Origin of the sequence: Pantoea sp. BJ2, from assembly GCF_040255075.1 — a bacterium.
GTDB lineage: Bacteria > Pseudomonadota > Gammaproteobacteria > Enterobacterales > Enterobacteriaceae > Pantoea > Pantoea leporis.
In genome coordinates this window covers 2350374-2374069 of sequence record NZ_CP158292.1, presented here as the reverse complement: position 1 = coordinate 2374069, position 23696 = coordinate 2350374, and the positions used below count along the sequence as shown (strand labels likewise).

Sequence of the window (23696 nt, the reverse complement as noted above, 5' to 3'; positions counted from 1 at the left end):
CGGAAAACATCATGACGCAAGCCAGTGAATCCCTCGACAAGCTGTTTAATCCGCGTGACGGCGAACACGCGCAAGGTGGCGTCTGGCTGGTTGGGGCTGGGCCGGGAGACGTAGAACTGCTCACCTTAAAAGCATGGAGGCTGATCAACAGCGCCGACGTTGTGGTGTATGACCGGTTGGTGAGCGAGGCGATCATGGCGGAAGTGCCGCCGGAGACGCTGGCGATTGATGTCGGCAAGAAGCCCGGCAGCCACGGGTTAAAGCAGGCGCAAACTAATCAGCTGCTGGTGGATTTAGCCCGCAGCGGGCGGCAAGTGGTGCGGCTCAAAGGCGGCGATCCCTTTATTTTCGGGCGCGGCGGTGAAGAGATGCTCTATCTGCAACAGGCTGGAATAGCCTGCCAGATCGTGCCGGGTATTACCGCCGCCGCCGGATGCGCGGCAGCCAGCGGCATTCCGCTAACGCACCGTGATTGCGCACAGTCGCTGCGGTTAATTACCGGTCACGGCAAAAGCGGTGAACCGCAGCTGGATGATGCCAGCCTCGCCGCCAATAACCAGACGCTGGTGTTTTATATGGGGCTGAAGTGGAGCGCCAGCATCAGCGCACAGCTGCAGGCGCAGGGCCGCAACGCGCAGACGCCGGTGGCAATCATTGAGAATGGCACGCGTGCCGATCAGCGGGTGATGATCACTACGCTGGCTGAGCTGGCACACACTGTTGAGGTGCAACAAGCCCAATCGCCGGCGTTATTGTTGGTGGGTGACGTGGTGCACTTTTATCGCCAACCGGTCAGGATTAATGCACATTCGAGCAATGTAGCGGCGCCATTTATGGCGACCAATCAGCCCGCAATTTCACTTATGGCTAAATAAGCTCACATTTCCCCCCTTTAATCCGCGCTTTAGCCTGTCAGGGTTTTGGCATTCTATGCTCAGAATTCCTGCCAGCTGAGGTAAGTCGTGGCTGAAGAGAGTAACGAGGACAAAACAGAATCGCCCACGCCCCACCGACTTGAAAAAGCGCGTGAGGAGGGGCAGATTCCGCGTTCGCGCGAGCTGACTTCAGTGATGATGCTGTTGATTGGATTGCTGATCCTGTGGGTCGGCGGCAACAGCATGGCGGAGCGTCTGGCCAGCATGGTCGCCACCGGATTTCGTTTTGATCACGGCATGGTGAACGATGACAAAGTGATCATTGGTCATATCGGCAGCCTGATTAAGCAGGCGGTGATCGCGCTGCTACCGCTGATGGGCGGCTTAGTGGTGGTGGCGATTGCCGGGCCGATGGCGCTGGGCGGCCTTAACTTCAGCGGCAAATCCATTAAGTTCGATCTCAAAAAGCTCAACCCGCTCACCGGTATTGGCCGCATGTTCTCCGGCCAAACCGCTGCAGAGCTGGTGAAATCGATCATGAAAGCGGTGCTGGTTGGGCTGGTGGCCGGTTGGTACATCTGGAGCCATTGGGAAGAGATGCTGCGTTTGATGAGCGAATCGCCGATCAACGCGCTACATCATGGTTTGTCGATGATCGCCGCCTGCTGTGGGCTGATCATGCTGGGCCTGTTCCCGATGGTGGGCTTTGATGTGTTCTGGCAGCTCTACAGCTACTTCAAAAAGCTGAAGATGACGCGCCAGGAGATCCGCGACGAACATAAACAGAACGAAGGCGACCCGCACGTTAAAGGGCGTATTCGCCAGGCGATGCGCGCGGCGGCACGCCGTCGCATGATGGCCGATGTACCGAAAGCCGACGTTATCGTCACTAACCCGACGCACTACTCGGTGGCGCTGAAGTATCAGGAAGGCAAGATGAGCGCGCCCAAAGTGGTGGCCAAAGGCGCGGGCGATATCGCCCTGAAGATTCGTGAGCTCGCCAAAGAGCACCGCATCCCGATTCTTGAAGCACCGCCGCTGGCGCGTGCGTTGTATCGACACACCGAAATTGGTCAGTTCATCCCCGGCGCGCTGTATGGCGCGGTAGCGGAAGTGCTGGCCTGGGTTTGGCAGCTGCGACGCTGGAAGCGCGAAGGCGGCCTGATTCCAAACAAACCAAAAAACCTGCCGGTTCCGGCAGACATGGACTTTGCAGGAGAGAACACTAACGATGGCTAATTTAGCCGAGAAGCTGCGTTTACCGGGCAACTTTAAAGACACGCAATGGCAAGTGCTGGCGGGCCCGGTACTGATCATGTTGATCTTGTCGATGATGGTGCTGCCGTTACCCGCATTCATTCTTGACCTGCTGTTCACCTTTAACATTGCGCTGTCGATCATGGTGCTGCTGGTGGCAATGTTCACCCAGCGCACGCTGGAGTTCGCCGCCTTCCCGACCATTCTGCTGTTCTCGACGCTGCTGCGTCTGGCGCTGAACGTTGCGTCAACCCGTATCATTCTGTTGGAGGGCCATACCGGCGCCGATGCGGCCGGACGCGTGGTGGAAGCCTTCGGTCACTTCCTCGTTGGCGGTAACTTCGCCATCGGTATCGTGGTGTTCATCATCCTCGTTATCATCAACTTCATGGTTATCACCAAGGGTGCGGGACGTATTGCCGAAGTCGGCGCGCGTTTTGTGCTGGATGGGATGCCCGGTAAGCAGATGGCGATTGATGCTGACCTCAACGCCGGCTTGATTGGCGAACAGGAAGCCAAGCAACGCCGTACCGAAGTGACGCAGGAAGCCGATTTCTACGGCTCAATGGACGGTGCGAGTAAGTTCGTTCGTGGTGACGCCATCGCCGGCATCCTGATCATGGTGATCAACATCATCGGCGGCCTGTTGGTCGGCGTGGTGCAGCACGGCATGGATCTCGGTCACGCCGGTGAAACCTACACGCTGTTGACCATCGGTGACGGCCTGGTAGCACAGATTCCAGCGCTGGTGATCTCCACCGCCGCCGGTGTCATCGTAACGCGCGTGGGCACCGATCAGGACGTCGGCGAGCAGATGGTAACGCAGCTATTCAAGAACCCGCGCGTGCTGATGCTGAGCGGCGGCGTGATTGGTTTGCTCGGCCTGGTGCCGGGCATGCCAAACCTGGTGTTCCTGCTGTTTACCGCTGCGCTATTAGGACTTGCCTGGTGGTTACGCGGTCGCGAAATGCAGCCGAAGAAACCGGCAGAAGCCTCCAGTCTGGTGAAAACCCAGGAAACGCCGGCCACGGTGGAAGCGTCGTGGACCGATGTGCAGCTGGAAGATTCGCTCGGTATGGAAGTGGGTTATCGCCTGATTCCGATGGTCGATCACCTGCAAAACGGCGAACTTTTGGGGCGTATCCGCAGTATTCGTAAGAAGGTGGCACAAGAGGTGGGCTTCCTGCCGCCGGTGGTGCATATCCGTGACAACATGGAGCTGCCACCCGCGCGTTACCGCATCCTGATGAAAGGCGTAGAAATTGGCAGCGGCGACGCTTATCCGGGCCGCTGGATGGCGATCAACCCTGGCACCGCCGCTGGTTCCCTGCCGGGCGAGCCAACCGTCGATCCGGCCTTTGGTCTGGCGGCGATCTGGATCGACAGCGCCCTGAAAGAGCAGGCGCAGATTCAGGGCTTTACCGTGGTGGAAGCCAGCACCGTGGTGGCGACGCACCTCAATCACCTGATTGGCCAATACGCCAGCGAGCTGTTTGGCCGTCAGGAAGCGCAGCAGCTGTTGGATCGCGTCACGCAAGAGATGCCGAAGCTGACCGAAGATCTGGTGCCGGGTGTCATCACGCTGACTACGCTGCACAAAGTGCTGCAAAACCTGCTGACCGAGCGCGTCTCGATTCGCGATATGCGCACCATTATTGAAACGCTGGCGGAACATGCGCCGGTGCAGAACGATCCGCAAGAGCTCACCAGCGTTGTGCGTGTGGCGCTGGGACGGGCGATTACCCAACAGTGGTTCCCGGGCAACGGCGAAGTGCAGGTGATCGGCCTGGATGCCACGCTGGAACGCCTGTTGCTGCAGGCGCTGCAAGGTGGCGGTGGACTCGAGCCAGGTCTGGCAGATCGCTTACTGGTGCAGGCGCAAGGCGCACTGCAGCAGCAAGAGATGGCAGGCGCGCCGCCGGTGCTGCTGGTCAATCATCCGCTGCGTGCGTTGCTGGCACGCTTCCTGCGGCGCAATCTGCCGCAGCTGATTGTGCTGTCGAATATGGAGCTGACCGATAACCGTCAAATCCGCATGACCGCCACCATTGGAGGCAAGTAATGCGTCGCTGGTGCTGGGCAGTAATGATGATGCCGTTGATGGCGCTGCCGCTGGCTGTTGATGCGTCCAGCGGTGCCTGGACAGCCAACGCCAGCGGCCCAAGCCTTGGCGTGCGCGGTAACTGGCTGATGACGCCTGCGCTGCGTGCGCCTTCCAGCGCGCCGGGCAATATTTCGCTGGTGTACTGGCGTTATCAGCTAAGCCGTCCTGCGCCCTCGGGTTTGGTGGTGCGCTTATGTGCGGGCGATCGTTGTGTCGAGATTGAAGGCGCTAGCGGCAGTACGCGCGGCTTAGCCAACGTGGCGGCGGAAGAGACGCTGCATCTTGCATTTGGCTTTAAGGGGAAGGGCGCCTTGCCGCCCGGCTTACGCGTGGTGAGCAGTGAAGTGACGGTGAATTATCAGTAACGCGTGTTACCTCGGCGACGCGCCCTGCGCTGCCGAGTGCATGGATTAAGGCTTATCTCCCTGACCGTAAATTGGGGGTGAAGCCAGTTTTGCATCCTCTCTTAACCCTTTCACCTGCTTCGCATTTACTTTGGCCGCCGCCGGATTACCAAACTGCTGGGTAACAAAGTTACTGACATCCGCCACCTGCTGGTCACTCAGCTCAGGCGCAAAAGGCGGCATAAAGACTTCTCCCTCGCGCATATGGCGATGCACACCGTTGAGGACCACCGATACCACGTTCAGCGCATCTGCCGCGCCGGTGCTGGTGTGGTGGAACAGCGATGGATAGGCATGGAAACCGCTGCCCGATCCCGCACCTTCCGCGCCGTGACAGCTGGCACAGTTACCGGCAAATACCACCGCGCCGGGCTGAGCATGGCGGGTCGCCTCATCGGCGCCGCGCAGTGCAATCAGCGCGGTGGAAGGTTGTCCCCAACTGTCACGCGCGCGGGCTTGTTGCGCGTCCGGCTGCGGCTTAACGCTGCGCAGATAGGTGGCGATGTCCTGCAGATCACTCTCGGGCAGATATTGCAGGCTGTGTTCAATCGCTTCGGCCATCGGCCCGGAGGCGCTGGCTTTGTTGGCGACAAAGCCGGTTTTCAGGTAGGTCACCAGCTGCTGCTGGCTCCAGTCACCAATGCCTGCCTGCTTATCGGGTGTGATGTTGTACGCCATCCAGCCACCGAGATCGCCGCCGGCCAATGCTTTATCGTTGTCCATGCCCATGGTCAGATTACGCGGCGTATGGCAGGTGCCGCAGTGCGCCAGCGCTTCAACCAGATAGCGGCCGTTATTCCACTGCGCGCTCTGCTGCGTATCGTTCTGCAATTCGCCTTTATCGAAGTTAAACCACTTCCAGAAGCGCATGCCCCAGCGTTGGTTGAATGGGAACGGCAGGTCGGTTTGCGGTGAAGCCTGATGCACCGGCGGCATCGACATGAGATAGGCTTTGATTGCCAGCACATCGTCGCGCTTCATTTTGGTAAAGGAGTCATACGGCATCGCTGGATAGAGCTGCTCGCCGTTTTTGCCAATGCCGTCGCGCACCGCAGCAACGAACTGATCGTCACTCCAGCTACCGATACCGTACTGCTTATCAGAGGAGATATTGCTGCCCCAGATCTGGCCGAAAGGCGTACTGACCGCAAAGCCGCCGCCAAACAGCAGGCCGTTGGTGGCGGTATGACAGGCGGTGCAGTCACCGGCGCGCGCCAGATATTCACCGCGCTTAATCTGAGCGGCATTGTCTGCCGCCTGCGCCACGGCGCACTGCATCAGGACCACCGCGATAGCGGCCTGAATCAATACAGGTTTCATCGGGTGCTCCTTACAAGCTTGCCAGAACGCTATCGGCCATACGCAGCGCCAGCGCGGTTCCGGTCAGCGTTGAGTTGACCGTCGAGGCCGACGGCATAATGCCGGTGCCGGCGATAAACAGGTTCGGGTGATCGTGGGTGCGGCAGTGACCATCCACCACCGAATCCTGCGGATTGCTGCCCATGATCATGGTACCGGTGATGTGTTGGTTGTTGTCGTAGACGCCGCGTTTGCTGTAGACCGCCTCGGTGCCGCCCATCTCTTTCACCATGCGCTGGAAGTCGATCATCGACTGGTCGTAGCCGCGATGCACGTAGTCCGGGAAGCGGTAGTAAACCTCGAGGCGGGGAATGCCCCAGGCATCCTTCTCGGTTTTGCTCAGCGTGACGCGGTTCTGCGGCTCCGGCAGCATCTCCAGCAGGCACTTGAGCTGAACAAAACGCTCAGCCTGGAAGGCCAGCTTGTCGTTGAGCGCCTTGCCGTAATAGCCCTGACGCACCAGACGTTCGGTGAGATAACGCACCGGCGAGGTGTTGGCGAGGTCGATACGCAGCGCCGAGCGCTCACCACGGAAATCGCCGTCGCGCATATTGTTGATGCTGCCAGGACGCATCGGCCCACGGCCAAACCACACCGGCTCATCGGCGTAGAACTCTACCGACGATCCTGGATGATCCATCAGGTTGCGGCCCACCATGCCGGAACTGTTGGCGATGCCGTCCGGGTAGCGATCGCTGGTGGAGAGCAGCAGGATTTTCGGGCTTTCGATACCGTTGGCGGTCAGGACAAACTGTTTGCCAGTGACGCGATGGCGCGCTTTGTTCTGATCGAGATAGTGCACCGCCTGAATGGTGCCTTTGTCGTCAGCCTCAATGCGGAACACCACCGCATTGGTGACGATTTTGACACCGGCATCCAGCGCCTTACGCGCGGCGATGCCGCCGTGGTACTGCGCATCGATCGGGCAAACCGGCATGCAGTTGTTGTTGCCGCAGCAGGCCGGGCGACCGTCATAGGCGATACTGTTACGCGCCTGCGGACCAATGCCCACCTCATAACCCAGCGGACCGAGTCGCTGCTTCAGACGATCGAAGCCATACGGCAGCGGAATGCCCGGCAACGGATAAGGGCGCGAACGCGGCGAAGCCAGATCGCTGTCACCGGACACGCCCATCTGGTATTCGGCGTCGCAGTAATAGGGTTCCAGCTCGTCATAGCTGATCGGCCAGTCGCGGCCAATGCCGTACAGCGACTGAATGCGCATATCGTTCGGCAACAGGCGGAACGCTTGTCCAGCCCAGTGCCATGTGGTGCCGCCGGTGCCGCGCAGATATTGGGCGCGATAGGGATCCGGGCCTTTTTGAATCAGGTAATTGTTATCGCTGGGAATGAATTTAGGCTGCGGTGCCCACGGCTGCGGCGGATACGGTTCGGTGAAGTCGCCCTTAAACGGCGAGTTGCGGAAATACTCCACCGCCTGATCGCGCTTAATCTCCGGGCCGGACTCCAGCATCAATACCGAAGCGCCTGCTTTGGCCATCTTCAGCGCCGCCAGTGAACCGGCAATGCCGGCGCCAATCACCACCACGTCGGCGCTTAATGAATCAGACATGTGCTCTCCTTGCAGGCGGCTGCGTCCAGAAGTTAGGTTGCCCCGGCGCGTAGCTCGGTGGTAACAGGGAATCACGCACCAGCTGATAGCTGACGATATTCTCAAAAGCGATACATTGCGGGCGCGGCAGCGGGCCGACAACGCCGAGATACCAGCCGGAAACCAGCGCCTGATAAAGATCGTCGAGGGCTTTGGGTTGGGTACTCAGCAGCGCCAGCAGGCTGCTGCCGTTGGCGGCAGGTTGCTGCTGCAGTAGCGCGCTGAGCGTATCAAGCTGGCTGTCCAGCTGCGGAAAATGTGCGTGCAGCCAGCTGTAGAGGCGCTGCGCCAGCAGGGCATCCGGCTGGTCCAGTCCGGTTAATCGGACGGAAATCGCAGTAAAACTGGCGGACGGTGCCACTGCGGCGGCCAGCGGTGGCGAGGCGAAAGCCAGGCTGCCGGGGAGCGCCTGCGTCAGGACGCCAGCCACCAACAGGCCCGCCGTGCCGGTCAGCAACCGGCGGCGTGAAAGAGTCATCATGGAAATCCCCGAAAGTTATTTCAGCGCCTGAGCGGCTGCCTCTGAAGCCTGATTATCCAGATCCTGTTTGGGCGTGCTGACGCCAACCGCGCCGACCACTTCATTCTGCAGCGTGAGCGGGAAACCGCCGCCGAGCGCCACCGCGTGCGGGATGGCGAGAACCGTGGTTTCGCCGCTCTGCAGACGCTGCATAAATTTCAGGGAAGGGGCGTGATACAGCGCCGAGGTGCGCGCTTTACCAATGGCGGCATCGACGCAGCCCGGCGATGCGCCGTCAAGGCGCTGGAAGGCCAGCAGCGTACCGCTGGCATCAACCACCGCTACACAGCCGGTGCTGTGCTGCGCGCTGATACTGTTTTTGACGCTGGTCATTACCTGGTTGGTGTGGCTGGCGTCCAGCGCGGCGGCGCTGGCCTGGCCAATACCCGCTGCCAGCAGCAGGGAAAGGGCGACAGATGCTCTAATCTTCATGTTTTGCTTCCGATAGTTATTGTTTTAAAACCTGCTTCTCGTCTCGCTTACGCTACGCTGTTGCAAAAATGTAAACAATTGCCGATAAACAAAACGCATACCTCTATGCGTATAACTCATTGAGGTGGATAGATCTTATCCAGCGTCTGTTGCCAGACGAACGGCGTCAGTTGTTGATAGCGCAGAGAGCGGACGTTTAACGCATCAATCAGCCCTTGCTGCGTGGCAACAATCGCTGCGCTCATGGCGGCTGGTACCTTGACGTCCTGCAGAGTTTTCACCACTTCCTGCATCTCTTCGGCGCGTCGCTGGCCGTGCTCCGCCACGCGGCTAATCAGGTAGTGCGGCAGCTGATCGTCCCAGCCCAGCGACGGGAAACTGGCGTGCAGCGAGTCGAGTACCGCTTGCTCTACGCCATACTGGCGCGCCGCGCTCAAACATTCGGTGGTCAGCGCCTCGAGGCCTTTGATCATCACGCTGCGGCACATCTTAATCGCTGAAGCTTCACCCACTTCGCTACCCAGCAGGCGGCTGTTGAGGCCCAGCTGTTGCAGCAGCGGCTGCACCTGTGCAGCCTGAGCGCCGCCAATCAGCAGCGGCGTCGCCAGCCGCTTAGGCGGCACCGGCGCCATCACCGCCACGTCGATATAGCTGGCAGCCGCAGCGTGAATCACTTCAGCCGCGGCGCGTTTGGTGTGCGGTGCCACCGAGTTGAGATCGAGAAAGTGCTGCCCGGCCTGTAACAGCGCTGCTGCCTGCTGCGCCACGTTGAGGGCCTGCGACGCGGTAACGGTGGAGAACACCAGCGCGGCGTCCTGTAATGCATCCGCCAGCGAAGCGGCCAGCCGCACGCCGCTCTGCTGCGCTTTTTGCTGCAGCGCGGGCAGGGTTTCTACCGCGAGGGCTTTGCGATCCCATACCGTCACCGCATTGCCCTGCGCCTGTAAATCATGGGCGAGAATGCCGCCCGCTTCGCCAAAACCGATAAAGGTGATGTTCATCAATTACTCCTTGCTGAAGGGCCAGACCGCCGCCGGGATCATGACTTCACCGACGAAAATGGCACGCGCGGTGCGCAACAGACCGCAGCCCGCCAGCGGGTTATCGCCTTCGCGCTGCAGCAGCACGCTGAATTCTCCGCTGGGATGTTCCACGCTCAGGCGCTGTTGAGGTTGCTGGCTGGTGCGTGCCAGTCCGTCGGCGACGCTGCCGGGGATCAGGCAGGCGCTGGCGACACTCACCGCACCAAGCACCCCAATCGAGGCGTGGCAGCGGTGTGGAATAAAGGTGCGTGAGCTGATGGCGCCACCGTGACGCGCTTCGGCCAGCAGCGTGACTTTGGGCACCGTACGCTGGCTGACATCCCCTAAATTCATCCGCGGCCCGGCCTGCAGGCGGATCGACTCCAGCCGCTGCTTGAGCTCGCTGTCGTTATCTAACGCGTCGCGGCTTTCATAGCCGCTGCGATTGACATCAGCTGCACGCACCAGGATCACCGGCATGCCGTTGTCGATGCAGGTGACGTCGATGCCATCAAAACGATCGCGCGGCTGACCGGTTGGCAGCAGCGCGCCACAGCTCGAACCGGCAATGTCTTTGAAGGTGAGGGCGATCTCGCCTGCGCTGCCCGGTACGCCATCAATGCGTAAGTCGCCGTCATAGTCGACTTCACCGTCGGGCGTGGCGAACACCGCCTCGGCAATCTGCCCGGTGTTCTGCATAAAAATGCGCACACGGGTGCGTTCGCTGCCTGCCTTGACCAGCCCGCGTTCGACGGCGAAAGGGCCGACGGCGGCGAGGATATTGCCGCAGTTTTGCCCGTAATCGACGCGGGCTTGATCGACGTTGACCTGGGCAAACAGGTAATCGACATCGGCATCGTCACGGTGTGAAGCGCTGACGATCGCCACTTTGCTGGTGAGCGGATCGGCCCCGCCGAGGCCGTCAATTTGACGGATATCGGGCGAACCCATCACCGCCAGCAGTACCCGATCGCGGGCCGCCGGTTCGGCTGGCAGATCCTGTGCCAGAAAGCAGGCGGCTTTGGAGGTGCCGCCGCGCATCAGTAAGCAGGGAATGCGACGCTGGCGCATGGTTTACTCCTCCAGTTGATCGAGCGTGTCGAGATAGCGCAGTCCTTTTTCCGCCAGGCGCGGGCGCATCTGATAGATATCAAGGCCCAGCTCACCGGCCGCTAAACGCAGGCGTTTGCTCTCTTCCAGCTCTTCACGCTGACGCGCTTTGGCCGCCACGCTGGCAGCTTCATCGCGTGCCACCACCACCACGCCGTCGTCATCGGCGACGATAACGTCACCCGGCCAGATCAGCTGCCCGGCACACACCAACGGCACATTCACCGAGCCGAGCGTCTCTTTCACCGTGCCCTGCGCATATACCGTACGCGACCAGACGGCAAAGCCCATCTCACGCAACGTGCGGCTATCGCGCACACCGACATCCGCCACCAGCCCGCGCACGCCGCGCGCCTGCAGCGAGGTCGCCAGCAGATCGCCGAAGAAGCCGTCGCTGCACGGCGAGGTCGGCGCGACCACCAGCACATCGCCCGGCTGGCAGAGCTCCACCGCGACGTGAAACATCCAGTTATCGCCGGGTGCGACCAGCACGGTGACCGCGCTGCCCGCGATGGCACAATCCTGCTGAATCGGGCGAAGGGCGGGATCGAGCAAGCCTTTGCGCCCCTGCGCTTCATGCACGGTGGCGACGCCAAAGCGCGCCAGCGCGTCGATATCGGTGGCTGCCGCACGCGGGATGTGGCGCACCGCGACGCCTTTTTTCGCGATGATGCTCATGCCAGATCCTCCGTTACGCGCGGGAAGATGCTCTGATAACCTTCGCCATAAATGATCTCGCGGCTGGTGGTAATGCCGACGTTACGCTTGGCCTGCACACCGCGCTGCTGCGCTACGCGCGTGTAGTATTCCCACAGATGTTCCTGCCCGGCCATGCACTGAATCGCCTGATATTTTTTGTTCCACACTGAGGTGATATCCAGCAGCACATCCGGCTTCCAGTTGCACTGTTCAGGCTGGTGCGGTTCGAAGCAGTACACCGGCGGCGCACCGACGATTTTTTCGCCCGGACGGTAGCCTTCGGCCTGGGCGATAATGCGCGCCTCCTGCGCCAGATGCGTGGCCAGCGGGTGATCGTAGTTGTAGGGATCCTGCAAGGAATGGGTCAGAACAAAGTGCGGTTGCACCCGGCGATAGACGTCCGCGAGGCGGAACAGGGTTTCTTTATCGGCACGCAGCGGATAATCGCCGAGATCAAAAAATTCAATGCTGGCACCGAGGATCTCGGCGGCGGCCTGCGCCTCGCTGCGGCGGGCGGCTTTGACTTTCGCCTCGCTCATTTCCCCCTTGCGCCACAGCTTGGCCGATTCGCCGCGCTCACCAAATGAGAGGCAGACAACGTGAACGTCATAGCCCTGCGCATGGTGCAGCGCGATGGCACCGCCGGCGCGCCAGACGAAATCTGCTGAGTGAGCGCTGACCACCAGCGCGGTTTTTTTTGGGGTGTTGTTAGTCATGGCATACTCCTCCGCTGTTTTTTTCCATGCTGTCACTGCCCACCTGGCGGCGATAATTCATTTCATTGCAGCGGGTATGCGTTTTATTTATATTGCGACATCGAACGGTGGTAAAAACAGGCAGGGAAAGATGGCGGAAAAGGGCACGCAGGAGCTGACAAATCTGATGCAAATCAGGGCATTTAGTCAGGTGGTAGCACAAGGCAGTGTCTCACGGGCAGCGGATGAATTATTTCGCACCCAGTCGGCCATTACCCGCGCTATTCGCGACCTGGAACTCACGTTAGGCGTCACGCTATTTGAACGTCACGCCGGCGGCATGATGCTGACTGACTTCGGTAAATGTGTGCTGCCGCGTGCGCTGCGGGCGATTGAGGAACTGCATCAGGTGCCGCAGCGGCTGGCTAAATTGCAGGGACGCGGTGCGCAGCGTAGCGATGCGGAACCGCTGTGGCTGTTTAACGTGCGTCGGCTGCAAATTTTTATCACCCTGTGTCAGACGCGGCATATGCAGACGGTAGCAGCGCGTCTCGGACTGAGCCAGCCGGCGGTGAGCGCCGCGCTGCGCGTGCTGGAAAACGGCGCGGGCATCGCGCTGCTGGAGCGCACGCCGCACGGCATGATGCCTTCGCTGGCCGGACGTGAAATCGAAGCCAACGTGCGGCGTGCGCTGAATGAATTGCGCCACATTCCGGCCGATATCGCTGCCCGCAGCGGGATACTCGAGGGAACGGTGCGCGTGGGCGCATTGCCGCTGGGACGCACACGTATCCTGCCGCAGGCGATCGTGATGCTGACGGCGCGCTATCCGGGCGTGCGCGTGGTCACCAGTGAAAGCGCCTTTGGCGTGCTGGCCTCGGAAATGCGCGCGGGCGATATCGATTTTATTTTTGGCGCGCTGCGCCGCGATGAAGATGCGCTGGACGTCACGCGCGAGACGCTGTTCTCCGAACGCATGGTGCTGCTGGCGCGTCACGATCATCCGCTGGTGGGACGTGAGCTCTCTACCGATGATCTGCGCGCGGCGCGTTGGGTGCTGCCGCGTTCGGCCACGCCAGCGCGTTATCTGTTGAATAACAGTTTTCAGGCGATGGGCATTCCGGCACCCGATCCGGTGGTGGAGACCGGCGATCTGGCGTTGGTGCGCGGCTTGCTGATGCAGTCGGATATGCTGGCGGCGGTCTCCGCGCACCAGCTGGAAGTGGAACTGGCGTCCGGCGCGCTGGTGGCGTTGCCGGTGCCTTTGCCGGATACCGATCGCGCTATCGGGCTGACGGTGCGTGCGGGCTGTCTGCACTCACCGGCAGCGGATGCGTTGATCCGCTGCCTGCGTGAAGTGTGCGGGCAGGACCAATAATCAACCTGCGCGCGCCGCTTCCATCAACGCATAGCGGTAACCGCGAATGCCGTAGCCGCAGATCACGCCTTGTGCGACGTCGGAAAGATAGGAGTGATGACGGAACGGCTCACGCTTGTGCACGTTGGTGATGTGCACTTCCCACAACGGCAACGCCACGCCGGTGACCGCATCGCGGATCGCCACCGAGGTGTGCGTCCACGCTGCCGGGTTGATCACCAGCGCCTGCGCTTCGAGACGCGCCTGCTGAATCCACTCAATCATTTCCCCTTCGTGGTTGGTCTGGCGAAACTCAATCGTCACGCCCAGCTCTTCCGCCGTTGCGCGGCACAGCGCTTCGACGCTTTGCAGCGTGTCGGAACCGTAGGTTTCTGGCTCGCGGGTGCCCAGTAGATTGAGGTTCGGGCCGTTCAGTACATAGATGGTTCTCATCGTGACTCCTGTAATTCAGTAAAACCAAAGAGCCGCTGTGGCGTGTGCCAAAGCACCTGACGGCGGCTCTTTTCATCGGGGATCAGCTGTTCGATCAGCAATAGCTGCGTGCCCATATCCATGCGTTCACTGGCGCGCAGGAAGGGCCAGTCCGAACCCCACATGCAGTTTTCCGCGCCGAAAGCGTCCAGCAAGGCCAGCAAATAGGGATGTCCATCGCTGAAGGGATATGGCTGCCGGGAGAATTTCGCCAGCCCGGAGAGCTTGACGCTGGTGCGCTGCTGGCCGGCCAGCGACAGCAGCGCCTGAAAGGCCGGTTGAGCTACGCCCGCGCTGACGTCTGGCCGACCGGAGTGATCGATCAGCAAACGCGTGCGGGTGCGTGACAGTAGCGGCATTAGCGCCAGCAGCTGGTCGTTCTGCACCTGAATCTGGGCAAAGAGATCTAACTCCGCCAGCCTGCCCATCAGGGCATCAAGCTGAATAAATGGCTCGGTGCCCAGCATCGCCACGTTAAGCGCAATGCCGACGATGCCTTGATCTTTCAGGCTGGCGAGCGTGTCGCTATCCACGTCACGCGGCGTGACGGCAATGCCCTTGAAACGGCCCTCACCGCGCTTGATGGTATCCAGCAGGCAGCGGTTATCGGTGTTATATCCCGACGTCGGGCCTACAATCAGCGAGTGGCGGATGTTGTACGCCTGCATCACGGCACGATAGTAATCCGGCGTCGCCAGCTCGTGCCCGTCCGGGTTATAGGCGCTCTCGGGCGCCCAGGGAAAGTGTACTGGATCAAAAACGTGGTGATGGCAGTCGATGACCGGTTGCGTAAACATCAGTCTGCTTTCCCCGCCACCGAGTAAAGTACCTGCTGATTGCGCGTCTGCTGGAACTGTTCCAGCGTTTCACCGCGCATCGCTGAGTAGATATGCAGGTTAGAGACGCCCACCACCGCACCCAGTTTTTCCAGCAGGAAGAAGCTGACGCCGTAATGGATCATGCCGCGCCAGTCGAGCTGGGTAATCAGCGTTTGCTCTTCAGCGCTCAGCCCGGCCTCCTGATACAGCGCCTGCGGAGCTTCGCGGAATCGCTTGCGCCACTCTGGCTGAATCATGCGGTGCAGGAAGCGGTTGATGCGCAGCGCTTTCAGGCTGCGCGCCTGGGTGAACGGATAGGTGCCGGGCAGTTTTTCCACGCCGCTGAGCTGCAGGTTGATCTTATCGCGCTGACGCTGGTGCACATCGACCGGCGCTTCGCGTGACTGATTTTCGAGGATCAGCGTGGCGATCCCGGTCATCGAAGGCAGATAGTAATCCTGATGCAGTTTCTCGACGTTGGCCGACAGCGCACCGCGCATGATCAGCCACATAATCACTTCCGCACCTTCCAGGCCGCCGAGCGTGGCGTATTCCGCCAGGGTGATTTCGGTCAGGCGCTCGGGATCGTTGATCAACAAATCAATAAACTGCGCATCCCATTCGGGATTGTTGAAGCCGCAGCGCTCGCCGTGTACCTGATGTGACACGCCGCCGGTCGCGACCACCGCAACCTTCAGATCCTCCGGGAAACTCTCTACCGCACGCTTCAGCGCCTGACCGAGTTTATAGCAGCGACGCGCCGTCGGGATCGGGAACTGCAACACGCCGACCGCCAGCGGAACCACCTGCATCGGCCAGCCGCCTTGCCACGGTGCCAGCGCCGACAGCGGCGAAAACAGGCCGTGATCCAGCGCTTTGTCCTGGAAGAATGACATATCGAACTCATCCGCCATCAGGCTGGCACCAATATGTTGTGACAGCGCCGCATGGCCTTTTACCGGCGGCAGATCGCGCGGGCCGCCGCCTTCATCCGCAACGGCATATTCGTCATCAATGCCCAGCACAAACGCCGAGTAGTGATCAAAAAAGAAGGAGGTGACGTGATCGTTAAACACATACAGCAGCACATCCGGTTTTTTCTCCTCTAGCCAGCGCTGCATTGGCGCAAAGCCATCGAAAATCGGGGCCCATGCGCCTTCCTGCTGCTTATTGTGATCAACCGCAAAGCCAATGGTGGGAGTATGGGAAACCGCTAAACCGCCTATGATTTTAGCCATAATTTTTTGACCTCTACTTCATCGATTATTGAGGGTACGCGACAGGGACGGCAGGTCGTTAAGGTCGATGCCTTTAACCTGACGGGCCACCTGTGCAGGGTGATGTCGGGTGATGGAAAGTGCCGCCAAAACTGCCGGGAGCGACAAAACGATAAAAATGGCTGTTTGCCCAGGGAACACGCCGAGCAGCACGCCGCCCAGCGACGAGCTGATAATGGCGCCGCTACGACCAATGCCGTGCATCCAGCACACGCCGGTGGCGCGCATTTCGGTGGGATAAAAGGCCGGGGAGAAGGCCTGCAATCCGGTTTGCGCACCGTTGATGCAGACGCCAGCGAAGAACACCAGCAGCGCCAGCACATTCGGGCCAAAGCTCCAGATGCCCTGCGACACCAGGCAGAAGCTGCCCAGCAGATAGAACAGGGCGATAACATATTTCGCTTTGAAACGGTCCATCAGCCCACCAACCATCAGGCCGCCAAAGGTGCCGCCCAGCTGGAATAAGCCCGCCACAATCGCCGCGCGCTCCAGCGTTACGCCGCCAGAACGCAGGATGGTTGGCAGCCAGCCGTTAAGCAGGTAGATGACGAATAGCCCCATGAAGTAGGTGAGCCATAACACCACCGTGCCGCCTGCATAGCCGCGGCTGAACAGCTGCAGCACCTGCGCCTTTTTCGGGATGATTGGCGCATTGAGCACAAAGGCGGTGCCAGCAGAGAATTCGCCGCCCAGACGTTTGAGCACGGCGGCAATCTTGTCGCGACTGACTTTGCGCACCACCATATACATCGCCGATTCCGGCAGCAGCCACAGCAGCAGCGGCAACATCAGCAGCGGCAGCAAGCCCCCTAAACCCAGCACCGCTTGCCAGCCAAAGTGTGGCAGCATGCCGGCGGCAATTAATCCGCCCAATCCGGAACCGATATTAAACCCGCTGTACATCACGGTGATCATCAGGCTGCGACGGCGTTCCGGCATATATTCCGACACCAGCGTGACGCAGTTGGGCATCACCGCACCGAGACCGAGACCGGTGAGAAAACGTAACACACCCATTTCCAGCGGCGTGCGCGCGAAGGCGCTCATCAGGCTGAAGCAGGCGAAGACGGCAATCGACAGCAGCAGCACGCGTTTGCGGCCAAATTTGTCGGACCACGGACCGGCAATCAGCGCGCCAATCGCCACGCCAAACATCGCGGCACCGAGAATCGGCCCCATTTCCGCATGGCTGATGCCCCAGTCTTCAATCAGCGCGGGCGCAATGAAACCCATCGCTGCCGCGTCGTAGCCATCAAACATGATGATGATGAAACACAGGCTGAGGGTCAGCCACTGGTATCCGGTGATCGGGCGGGCGTCGATCCAGCCTTTTACATCGATAATGTCGTGATTGCTCATAGGATACGCTCTGATTTTTTTATTAATAACGTTATCGGGTTGAGATTTTATTCTGCCCTGACATTGGCCGGGGGCATCACTTTAACCCGATTGCAGGGGATAAGTTTTATAGTTTTTAGCTGTTAAAACAGCTTGTTGCATGTTTTTGTGTTCTTGCTTCCATAACCAAATTAGGGATGGCGTGCGAGTTTGTCTGCCATAAAATGGTTATGAAGGTATGAGTTTTGTTTATTTGGTGAGCTGTGTCGGAAAAATGAGAAAGCGTATCGAGGCTGAGGAATGGCGGGTATTGGGCACGGCAGAAGCGCTATTCAGAGCGGGCTGAAGAGCAGAATTTCGTCAGAGGGGGAAAAAGGGGGGAAAGTAAGCGGAGAGCCGTTTGTGGCGCTCTCCGCCAGAGGTATTACATGCGTTCGACGGTTTTAATGCCCAGCGTATCCAGACCTTGCTTCAGCGTTTTCGCGGTTAACGCGGCCAGCTGCAGGCGGCTCTGACGAATGTTCTCGTCCTCGGCGGAGAGAATAGGGCAGTGTTCGTAGAAACCAGAGAACTGACCGGCCAGATCGTACAGATAAGCACACATCACATGTGGCGTACCGTCGCGTGCGACCTGCGTTATCACTTCTTCGAACTGCAGCAGACGCGTAGCCAACTGCGCTTCACGCTCTTCAGTCAGCACGATGTCACCGCTCAGGCTATCGGCATCAATGCCGGCTTTACGGAACACCGACAGCACGCGCGTGTAGGCGTATTGCATGTAAGGCGCCGTGTTGCCTTCGAAGGCCAGCATGTTGTCCCAGTCGAAGATGTAATCGGTGGTGCGGCTTTTTGACAGGTCAGCGTATTTCACTGCGCCGATGCCGACCACTTCCGACAGATCCTTCAACTCTTGCGCTGACATCTCTGGATTCTTTTCGCTGACCAACGCATGCGCGCGTTCAACCGCTTCATCCAGCAAATCGGCGAGGCGAATAGTGCCGCCGCTGCGGGTTTTAAATGGACGACCATCTTTACCCAGCATCATGCCGAAGGCGTGATGCTCAAGCGGTACCGATTCCGGCACGTAACCGGCTTTACGCACGATGGTCCACGCCTGCTGCAGATGCTGGTGCTGACGGGAATCGATGTAATAGAGCACGCGATCGGCATGCAGGGTTTCGAAACGGTATTTGGCGCAGGCGATGTCGGTGGTGGTGTAGAGATAGCCGCCATCTTTCTTCTGAATGATCACGCCCATCGGTTCGCCTTCCTTGTTTTTGAACTCATCAAGGAAAACTACCGTGGCGCCTTCGCTGGTCACCGCCAGGCCTTTTTCGCGCAGATCGGCGACGATGCCCGGCAGCATGTCGTTGTACAGGCTTTCACCCATCACATCTTTGCGCGTCAGCGTCACGTTAAGGCGGTCATACACCTGCTGGTTCTGGCTCATGGTAATATCAACCAGCTTCTTCCACATGCTGCGGCAATATTCGTCGCCACCCTGCAGTTTCACCACGTAATTACGCGCGCGCTCGGCGAAGGCTTCGTCGGCATCGTAGGTCACTTTGGCTTCGCGGTAGAAAGCTTCCAGGTCAGCCAGTGCGATCTCTTCGTGATGTTCGTTCTGCTGCTTTTCCAGATAGGCAATCAGCATACCGAACTGCGTGCCCCAGTCGCCGACGTGGTTGGCGCGGATCACGTTATGGCCAAGGAACTCCAGCGTACGCACTGCGGCATCACCAATGATGGTGGAGCGGACGTGACCGACGTGCATCTGCTTCGCTACGTTAGGCGCGGAGTAATCCACCACGACAGTTTGTGGCGCAACCGCACTCACGCCAAGACGCGGCAGCTGCAGCGCCTGCGCGGTTTGCGCCGCCAGCCATGCACGATCGAGGAAGATATTGATAAAACCGGGACCGGCGATTTCGACTTTGCTGGCGATGCCGTTAAGATCCAGATGCTGAATCACCTGCTCAGCCAGTTGTCGCGGTGCCTGACCGAGCTTTTTCGCTACGGCCATCATGCCGTTTGCCTGGTAATCACCGAACTGTACCTTCGCAGACTGGCGAACCTGAGGTTCGCAATCGGCAGGCGCACCCGCCGCAATCATTGCCTGACTGACTTTGTCGGAAAGAAGAGCCTGAATATTCACCGCGTTACCTTCATATGCTGAAAAGGCCCGCCTGTAGGCGGCGAGCCGATGTCGTCATCCCGCAACTGCGCGGCGGGACGGAAAAATAAGAGGGGAAGTATACGTGAAATGTTAAAGTGAGTCAGCTATTCGGTATCTGATGACAGGCAACATCGGGCCCCCAGCGCCGATTAACGGCGCCGCGGGTGACGACGAGGATTTTTAACGCTTTTGTCTTCACGCACCTTCCAATGGCGGGAAATTGCAAATCCCATTAATGCAATCAGGACTGCGACAACAATGAGCATAGACATAAGGCCGTTCCTTGTAGTTGTGAAACCCAAATTTATAAGAAAGGGTTTCAAGCTGCAATTGTTTGCAATTTAAATAAGATTTATCTCATTGTATTAACTATTATGATTAAAAACATATACTTAGCCTACTTTCATAAAGTAACTGCTGGACCTGATTAGGTGATAAATCTGAAATGAATGGTCTATTTATGCGGTTTTTAGCCTTTTTGGCGCCTAAATCGGATGAATCCGACAATTTTGTCAAGCGGAATCAACGGTTAGCAAATTTCATATTGATTAGTAAACCTGAACTGAATTAGAGGTAAGGCATGATGCAGACCCACTTTCCTGTGGAATTGGATGATTTAAAACAAGACATGGCGCGTTTTGAACAATCGCTGATGAATTTTTCTGAGCGTTTAGGCATTAACCTGGCTGAACATGAAGCCGATCACGTCGCGGTGCGCTGCCACCAGTTTGCAACAGCAGAACGCTGGAAATCTGGCTTATTGCAGATGGGCACACAGTTTTCCGAGGCAATGATCAATGGTCGCCCGATTTGCCTGTTCAAACTGCATCAGCCACTGAACCTGGCGGGCTGGCAAATTGATGTGATTGAACTGCCGTGGCCAGGCGAAAAGCTGTATCGCCACGAAGGGTGGGAACATGTAGAGATTGTACTGCGTGGAGAACCGGAAACGCTGGGCATGCGGGCGATGGCGCTGCTTTCTGATGATGCGCTGACACAGCCGGGCATCTCGTTTAAAACCAGCGCGCCCAAAGGCGAGAACGAGCGGTTGCCCAATCCGACGCTGGCGGTGACGGACGGGCAAACCACCATTAAGTTTCATCCATGGCGACTGGAAGAGATTGTCGCCAGTGAGCAGGCTTAACGCCGCGCCGCGACCGCTTTTTGCAAACGCGCGACCGCCTGTTCCAGCGTGGCGCGCGTACAGCCAAAGTTGAAGCGCACGAAATTATCATCGCCAAAATCGTGGCCTGGTGAAAAACCGAGGCCGTGCTGCTCGAAATACGCCATCGGATTGGCAACATCCAGTTTGCTGGCGTCGATCCACCCCAAATAGGTCGCTTCCGGCGCGGCCATCTGCAATTCTGGCAGTGCATTCACCTGCGCCACCAGCCAGTCGCGATTGGCGCGCAGATAATCCAGCTGCGCTGCCAGCCATGCATCGCCATCGCGCCACGCCGCTTCGGCAGCTACCAACGCCAGAATATCCACGCCAGGCACGATGCCTTCACGCACGCGTTTGAACCGCGCACGCAACTCCGGATTGGGAATGATCGCCAGCGACGCGCCCAATCCGGCAATATTGAAGGTTTTCGACGGCGACAGCAGCGTGATGCTCCGCTGTGCGGCATCTTCACTTAACGCCGCAAAGGGAATGTGCTGTGCGCCGGGTGACAGCAATAAATCGCAGTGGATTTCATCGGAGCAGACGATCAAATCATGCTGCTGCGCAAACGCCAGCTGCGCTTCCAGCTCGTCACGACGATAAACCGTGCCGCCCGGATTCTGCGGATTACACAGCATCAGCAGGCGTTCATTGCCCTGCATCGCGCTATTATCCAGATTCATCACCCAGCGATCGTCTTGTAAACGCAGCGGTAAATTTACCTGTGCGCGGTTGGCCAGCTTTGCTGCACCGCGAAACGGCGGATAGATCGGCGTCGGGGAAACGGTGGATTCGCCAGACTCCGTGAATGCGCGGACCGAAAGATTCAAACCGCACACCACGCCGGGCAATAACACAATCCAGTCCGGCTCAATCTGCCAGTTGTAGCGCTGCGCTAAACGCGAAAGGGTGATATCAATCAATCCGGTTGGCGTTGCGCCATAGCCAAATACACCGTGCTCAGCGCGCTGTTTAATGGCCTCAATCACACTCGGCGGCGAACGAAAATCGCTGTCTGCGACCCAGAGCGGCAGCACATCGCGATCACCATATTTGTGCCATTTCAAACTATCGCTGTGACGACGGTCTATCCATTGATTAAAATCGAATGCCATAGTGCGAGTTCCACGTAAACTGTCCAATTAAGTAGACTAACTGAAGCATTCATCCCGAGCCAGAAGTCATGAGAAGGAGCATGGTATGACGAAACTGGAAATTTGTTGCTACGGCATCGACTGCGCAATGACTGCGCAGCTGTCCGGTGCCGATCGCGTGGAGCTGTGCAGTGCACCGCGCGAAGGTGGGTTGACGCCTTCAGCCGGCGTGCTGGAAGCGGCACGACGTGAAATTTCGATCCCGGTACATCCTATCGTCCGTCCGCGCGGCGGCGATTTTTGCTACACCCACTTTGAGTTTGAGTCGATGAAATCGGACGTTGCGCTAATGCGTGAACTCGGTTTTCCCGGCTTAGTGATTGGCATGCTGGATGAAGATGCGCATGTCGATATTGCTCGTATGCAGCAGATTATGAAGCTGTGTGATGGCATGGACGTCACCTTCCATCGCGCCTTTGATTTATGCCACAGCCCGAAACGCTCACTTGAGGTGCTGGCTGATTTAGGCATCGCGCGGATCCTGACGTCTGGTCAGCAACAGAGTGCCGAAGCAGGAATTGCATTATTAAGGGAACTAAATGAACACAGCACAGGTCCAATTATTATGGCCGGTGCGGGCGTACGTTTGAGCAACATCCAGAAATTCATCGACAGTGGATTGCAGGAAGTCCACAGCTCCGCCAGCCGTTTAGTCGCTTCGCCGATGCGCTACCGTAAAGCCGGTGTTTCCATGTGCTCCGAAGCGGAAACCGATGAATTCAGTCGCTATTGCGTTGATGGTGATGTGGTTGAAGCCATGAAAAGCATGACGCAGTTGAGCGCCGTCCGGGTAGCCTGAATTCCCCCCGATTTTGCCGCGCAGCACGCCAGCTCAAATGACGTGATGTTTGCAAGTACCAACCCCAGTTCTTCTAACTGGGGTTCTTTTTATCTGCAGTTTCCGCGGAGATAGCGTGATCGCGTAAATGATGCTTTGATTACTCTATGGCTTCGTACGGATAACCTTCATGAAATCCATCCCTTATACCTTTTTAATGCTGCTACTCCCGTACTGCGGCGTCGCGCTGGCGGTCAGCACCGCGTGTCCGCCGATGAGCAAAAACATCACCAGCAGCAACAACTGGATCATGCTGGGTGGCGATGCCAAAGGCGCGGTGCGTCAGGTGGTGGCAGGCGAATTTGGCAAAGATGTGAACTCGCAAAAGCGCGTACTCGGCCAGTTTGATCAGTGCGGCGATTTGATGGTGGCCGATATCTCCTACGACAAAAATGAAGGCAATGTTCTATTGACGATGGAACAGCATATCGCCCGCGTTCAACGCGGCTGGGTGGCGGAATATGCCTACATGGTTAAAGTGATCAAAGCTGGGCAAGAGGAAGTGGTCGACAACCGCCAGGGCACCATCAGCTGGCAAATCGGCCAGCATGGCAACATCATCAGCTCATCCGATAAATTCACCAGCATGGGCAAAGATGGCTTTACCGATACCACTTATCGCTATGACAAACAGTTCAGAGTGGAAAAAAGCGTGGCGCGCGGCAGCGATAATATGACCAACGGCGAAAGCAGCTGGCGCTGGAATCCACAAGGATTGGTAACCTTATCCACCAGCGCGCGCAGCAAAGATACTTATAGCTATGATAACCAGTGGCGGGAACTGCGTTTGAACAGCACCGCGACCACGCCAGTCAGCACGCTGCGCTCGGTGGATGAGTGTCAGCTGTGGGATGAAGTGGGCAACTGCACGCTCAGTTATCTGCATGAAACCGAAGTGTTCGCCAAAGGCACCATTGAACGCCATCTCAGCTCCGCTTATAAATACCAATACTGGAACGCACCCAACGAAACCGCCGCACAAGATTAAAGCA

At 58.5% G+C, this 23696-nt stretch carries 23 protein-coding genes; 8 read left to right on the top strand and 15 right to left on the bottom strand.

The genetic code is table 11. The features are described 5' to 3' along the window. The first annotated feature begins 11 nt into the window (after positions 1–11). From cobA to AAF463_RS10955, 4 genes are all read left to right on the top strand, one after another. Entirely contained in the window at positions 12–875 is an 864-nt protein-coding gene (gene cobA / locus AAF463_RS10970) for a uroporphyrinogen-III C-methyltransferase (RefSeq protein ID WP_137385963.1), read from the top strand. Positions 876–962: 87 nt separating this feature from the next. Continuing rightward, positions 963–2114, top strand: coding sequence for a flagellar biosynthesis protein FlhB (flhB, locus tag AAF463_RS10965; RefSeq protein ID WP_101764132.1), 1152 nt, complete (start codon positions 963–965; stop codon positions 2112–2114). Next, positions 2107–4194 (top strand): flagellar biosynthesis protein FlhA, encoded by a 2088-nt coding sequence (gene flhA, locus AAF463_RS10960; RefSeq protein ID WP_101764133.1) that lies wholly within the window; start codon positions 2107–2109, stop codon positions 4192–4194. The genes flhB and flhA overlap by 8 nt, the downstream gene beginning before the upstream one ends. Further along, on the top strand, positions 4194–4601 hold the full coding sequence (locus AAF463_RS10955; protein WP_110866332.1) for a flagellar protein FlhE: 408 nt from the start codon (positions 4194–4196) through the stop codon (positions 4599–4601). Before flhA ends, AAF463_RS10955 begins: the two co-directional genes overlap by 1 nt. A 45-nt stretch (positions 4602–4646) precedes the next feature. Here AAF463_RS10955 and AAF463_RS10950 read toward each other — a convergent pair whose 3' ends face one another. The 8 genes from AAF463_RS10950 to galB form a co-directional block, all read right to left on the bottom strand. Further along, entirely contained in the window at positions 4647–5960 is a 1314-nt protein-coding gene (locus tag AAF463_RS10950) for a cytochrome c (RefSeq protein ID WP_350260721.1), read from the bottom strand. Positions 5961–5970: 10 nt separating this feature from the next. Then, positions 5971–7572 (bottom strand): GMC family oxidoreductase, encoded by a 1602-nt coding sequence (locus AAF463_RS10945; protein WP_350260720.1) that lies wholly within the window; start codon positions 7570–7572, stop codon positions 5971–5973. After that, positions 7565–8092, bottom strand: a complete 528-nt coding sequence (locus tag AAF463_RS10940) for a sugar dehydrogenase complex small subunit (RefSeq protein ID WP_110866329.1) — start codon at positions 8090–8092, stop codon at positions 7565–7567. Before AAF463_RS10940 ends, AAF463_RS10945 begins: the two co-directional genes overlap by 8 nt. Before the next feature lie 15 nt (positions 8093–8107). After that, positions 8108–8563, bottom strand: a complete 456-nt coding sequence (locus AAF463_RS10935) for a heme-binding protein (RefSeq protein WP_101764138.1) — start codon at positions 8561–8563, stop codon at positions 8108–8110. 116 nt (positions 8564–8679) lie between these two features. Then, positions 8680–9564 carry a DUF1932 domain-containing protein gene (locus tag AAF463_RS10930; RefSeq protein ID WP_350260719.1) on the bottom strand — a complete coding sequence of 295 codons (885 nt, stop codon included), beginning with the start codon at positions 9562–9564 and terminating at the stop codon, positions 8680–8682. 3 nt (positions 9565–9567) lie between these two features. Further along, the gene (locus AAF463_RS10925) at positions 9568–10656 is read right to left on the bottom strand and encodes a 4-oxalomesaconate tautomerase (protein ID WP_280171773.1); all 1089 of its coding nucleotides are present in this window, start codon (positions 10654–10656) and stop codon (positions 9568–9570) included. Positions 10657–10659: 3 nt separating this feature from the next. Continuing rightward, a complete protein-coding gene (locus AAF463_RS10920) occupies positions 10660–11373 on the bottom strand; it encodes a 4-carboxy-4-hydroxy-2-oxoadipate aldolase/oxaloacetate decarboxylase (RefSeq protein ID WP_271459657.1) in 714 nt (237 codons plus the stop codon). After that, complete coding sequence (gene galB / locus AAF463_RS10915; RefSeq protein ID WP_271459658.1) at positions 11370–12110, bottom strand: 4-oxalmesaconate hydratase; 741 nt, start codon at positions 12108–12110, stop codon at positions 11370–11372. Before galB ends, AAF463_RS10920 begins: the two co-directional genes overlap by 4 nt. 130 nt (positions 12111–12240) lie before the next feature. Between galB and AAF463_RS10910 the strand changes: the two genes are divergently transcribed. Continuing rightward, on the top strand, positions 12241–13467 hold the full coding sequence (locus tag AAF463_RS10910) for a LysR family transcriptional regulator (protein ID WP_110866323.1): 1227 nt from the start codon (positions 12241–12243) through the stop codon (positions 13465–13467). Here AAF463_RS10910 and aroQ read toward each other — a convergent pair whose 3' ends face one another. The 6 genes from aroQ to AAF463_RS10880 all read right to left on the bottom strand — a co-directional run bounded on the left by aroQ (position 13468) and on the right by AAF463_RS10880 (position 19819). Beyond that, positions 13468–13899 (bottom strand): type II 3-dehydroquinate dehydratase, encoded by a 432-nt coding sequence (gene aroQ / locus AAF463_RS10905; protein ID WP_350260718.1) that lies wholly within the window; start codon positions 13897–13899, stop codon positions 13468–13470. Beyond that, on the bottom strand, positions 13896–14735 hold the full coding sequence (locus AAF463_RS10900; RefSeq protein WP_217546400.1) for an amidohydrolase family protein: 840 nt from the start codon (positions 14733–14735) through the stop codon (positions 13896–13898). The genes aroQ and AAF463_RS10900 overlap by 4 nt, the downstream gene beginning before the upstream one ends. After that, positions 14735–15994 carry a gallate dioxygenase gene (locus AAF463_RS10895; RefSeq protein WP_137385951.1) on the bottom strand — a complete coding sequence of 420 codons (1260 nt, stop codon included), beginning with the start codon at positions 15992–15994 and terminating at the stop codon, positions 14735–14737. Before AAF463_RS10895 ends, AAF463_RS10900 begins: the two co-directional genes overlap by 1 nt. An 18-nt stretch (positions 15995–16012) precedes the next feature. Then, entirely contained in the window at positions 16013–17392 is a 1380-nt protein-coding gene (locus tag AAF463_RS10890) for an aromatic acid/H+ symport family MFS transporter (protein ID WP_350260717.1), read from the bottom strand. A gap of 403 nt (positions 17393–17795) precedes the next feature. After that, entirely contained in the window at positions 17796–19526 is a 1731-nt protein-coding gene (gene argS / locus AAF463_RS10885) for an arginine--tRNA ligase (RefSeq protein ID WP_101764148.1), read from the bottom strand. Positions 19527–19696: 170 nt separating this feature from the next. Then, positions 19697–19819 carry a hypothetical protein gene (locus AAF463_RS10880; RefSeq protein WP_007889544.1) on the bottom strand — a complete coding sequence of 41 codons (123 nt, stop codon included), beginning with the start codon at positions 19817–19819 and terminating at the stop codon, positions 19697–19699. A gap of 311 nt (positions 19820–20130) precedes the next feature. Here AAF463_RS10880 and AAF463_RS10875 point away from each other — a divergent pair, with 311 nt between their 5' ends. Beyond that, positions 20131–20691: a VOC family protein gene (locus AAF463_RS10875; RefSeq protein WP_110866318.1), complete on the top strand. Its 561-nt coding sequence runs from the start codon at positions 20131–20133 to the stop codon at positions 20689–20691. Here AAF463_RS10875 and AAF463_RS10870 read toward each other — a convergent pair. Continuing rightward, a complete protein-coding gene (locus AAF463_RS10870) occupies positions 20688–21827 on the bottom strand; it encodes a PatB family C-S lyase (protein ID WP_350260716.1) in 1140 nt (379 codons plus the stop codon). The genes AAF463_RS10875 and AAF463_RS10870 overlap by 4 nt on opposite strands. A gap of 85 nt (positions 21828–21912) precedes the next feature. Between AAF463_RS10870 and cutC the strand changes: the two genes are divergently transcribed. Further along, the gene (cutC, locus tag AAF463_RS10865; RefSeq protein WP_101764150.1) at positions 21913–22665 is read left to right on the top strand and encodes a copper homeostasis protein CutC; all 753 of its coding nucleotides are present in this window, start codon (positions 21913–21915) and stop codon (positions 22663–22665) included. Positions 22666–22861: 196 nt separating this feature from the next. After that, complete coding sequence (locus AAF463_RS10860; RefSeq protein ID WP_280172892.1) at positions 22862–23692, top strand: hypothetical protein; 831 nt, start codon at positions 22862–22864, stop codon at positions 23690–23692. Positions 23693–23696: the final 4 nt, after the last annotated feature.

Excerpts from the sequence above, each read along its gene's own strand:
- AAF463_RS10860 (WP_280172892.1), top strand. The coding sequence starts at position 22,862 with ATGCTGCTACTCCCGTACTGCGGCGTCGCGCTGGCGGTCAGCACCGCG.
- AAF463_RS10945 (WP_350260720.1), bottom strand. The coding sequence starts at position 7,572 with ATGTCTGATTCATTAAGCGCCGACGTGGTGGTGATTGGCGCCGGCATT.
- AAF463_RS10870 (WP_350260716.1), bottom strand. The coding sequence starts at position 21,827 with ATGGCATTCGATTTTAATCAATGGATAGACCGTCGTCACAGCGATAGT.
- AAF463_RS10900 (WP_217546400.1), bottom strand. The coding sequence starts at position 14,735 with ATGTTTACGCAACCGGTCATCGACTGCCATCACCACGTTTTTGATCCA.
- cobA (WP_137385963.1), top strand. The coding sequence starts at position 12 with ATGACGCAAGCCAGTGAATCCCTCGACAAGCTGTTTAATCCGCGTGAC.
- galB (WP_271459658.1), bottom strand. The coding sequence starts at position 12,110 with ATGACTAACAACACCCCAAAAAAAACCGCGCTGGTGGTCAGCGCTCAC.
- AAF463_RS10875 (WP_110866318.1), top strand. The coding sequence starts at position 20,131 with ATGCAGACCCACTTTCCTGTGGAATTGGATGATTTAAAACAAGACATG.
- AAF463_RS10895 (WP_137385951.1), bottom strand. The coding sequence starts at position 15,994 with ATGGCTAAAATCATAGGCGGTTTAGCGGTTTCCCATACTCCCACCATT.
- AAF463_RS10940 (WP_110866329.1), bottom strand. The coding sequence starts at position 8,092 with ATGATGACTCTTTCACGCCGCCGGTTGCTGACCGGCACGGCGGGCCTG.
- AAF463_RS10880 (WP_007889544.1), bottom strand. The coding sequence starts at position 19,819 with ATGTCTATGCTCATTGTTGTCGCAGTCCTGATTGCATTAATGGGATTT.
- AAF463_RS10935 (WP_101764138.1), bottom strand. The coding sequence starts at position 8,563 with ATGAAGATTAGAGCATCTGTCGCCCTTTCCCTGCTGCTGGCAGCGGGT.
- AAF463_RS10925 (WP_280171773.1), bottom strand. The coding sequence starts at position 10,656 with ATGCGCCAGCGTCGCATTCCCTGCTTACTGATGCGCGGCGGCACCTCC.
- AAF463_RS10950 (WP_350260721.1), bottom strand. The coding sequence starts at position 5,960 with ATGAAACCTGTATTGATTCAGGCCGCTATCGCGGTGGTCCTGATGCAG.
- AAF463_RS10930 (WP_350260719.1), bottom strand. The coding sequence starts at position 9,564 with ATGAACATCACCTTTATCGGTTTTGGCGAAGCGGGCGGCATTCTCGCC.
- flhA (WP_101764133.1), top strand. The coding sequence starts at position 2,107 with ATGGCTAATTTAGCCGAGAAGCTGCGTTTACCGGGCAACTTTAAAGAC.
- AAF463_RS10910 (WP_110866323.1), top strand. The coding sequence starts at position 12,241 with ATGGCGGAAAAGGGCACGCAGGAGCTGACAAATCTGATGCAAATCAGG.
- AAF463_RS10955 (WP_110866332.1), top strand. The coding sequence starts at position 4,194 with ATGCGTCGCTGGTGCTGGGCAGTAATGATGATGCCGTTGATGGCGCTG.
- cutC (WP_101764150.1), top strand. The coding sequence starts at position 21,913 with ATGACGAAACTGGAAATTTGTTGCTACGGCATCGACTGCGCAATGACT.
- AAF463_RS10920 (WP_271459657.1), bottom strand. The coding sequence starts at position 11,373 with ATGAGCATCATCGCGAAAAAAGGCGTCGCGGTGCGCCACATCCCGCGT.
- AAF463_RS10890 (WP_350260717.1), bottom strand. The coding sequence starts at position 17,392 with ATGAGCAATCACGACATTATCGATGTAAAAGGCTGGATCGACGCCCGC.
- aroQ (WP_350260718.1), bottom strand. The coding sequence starts at position 13,899 with ATGAGAACCATCTATGTACTGAACGGCCCGAACCTCAATCTACTGGGC.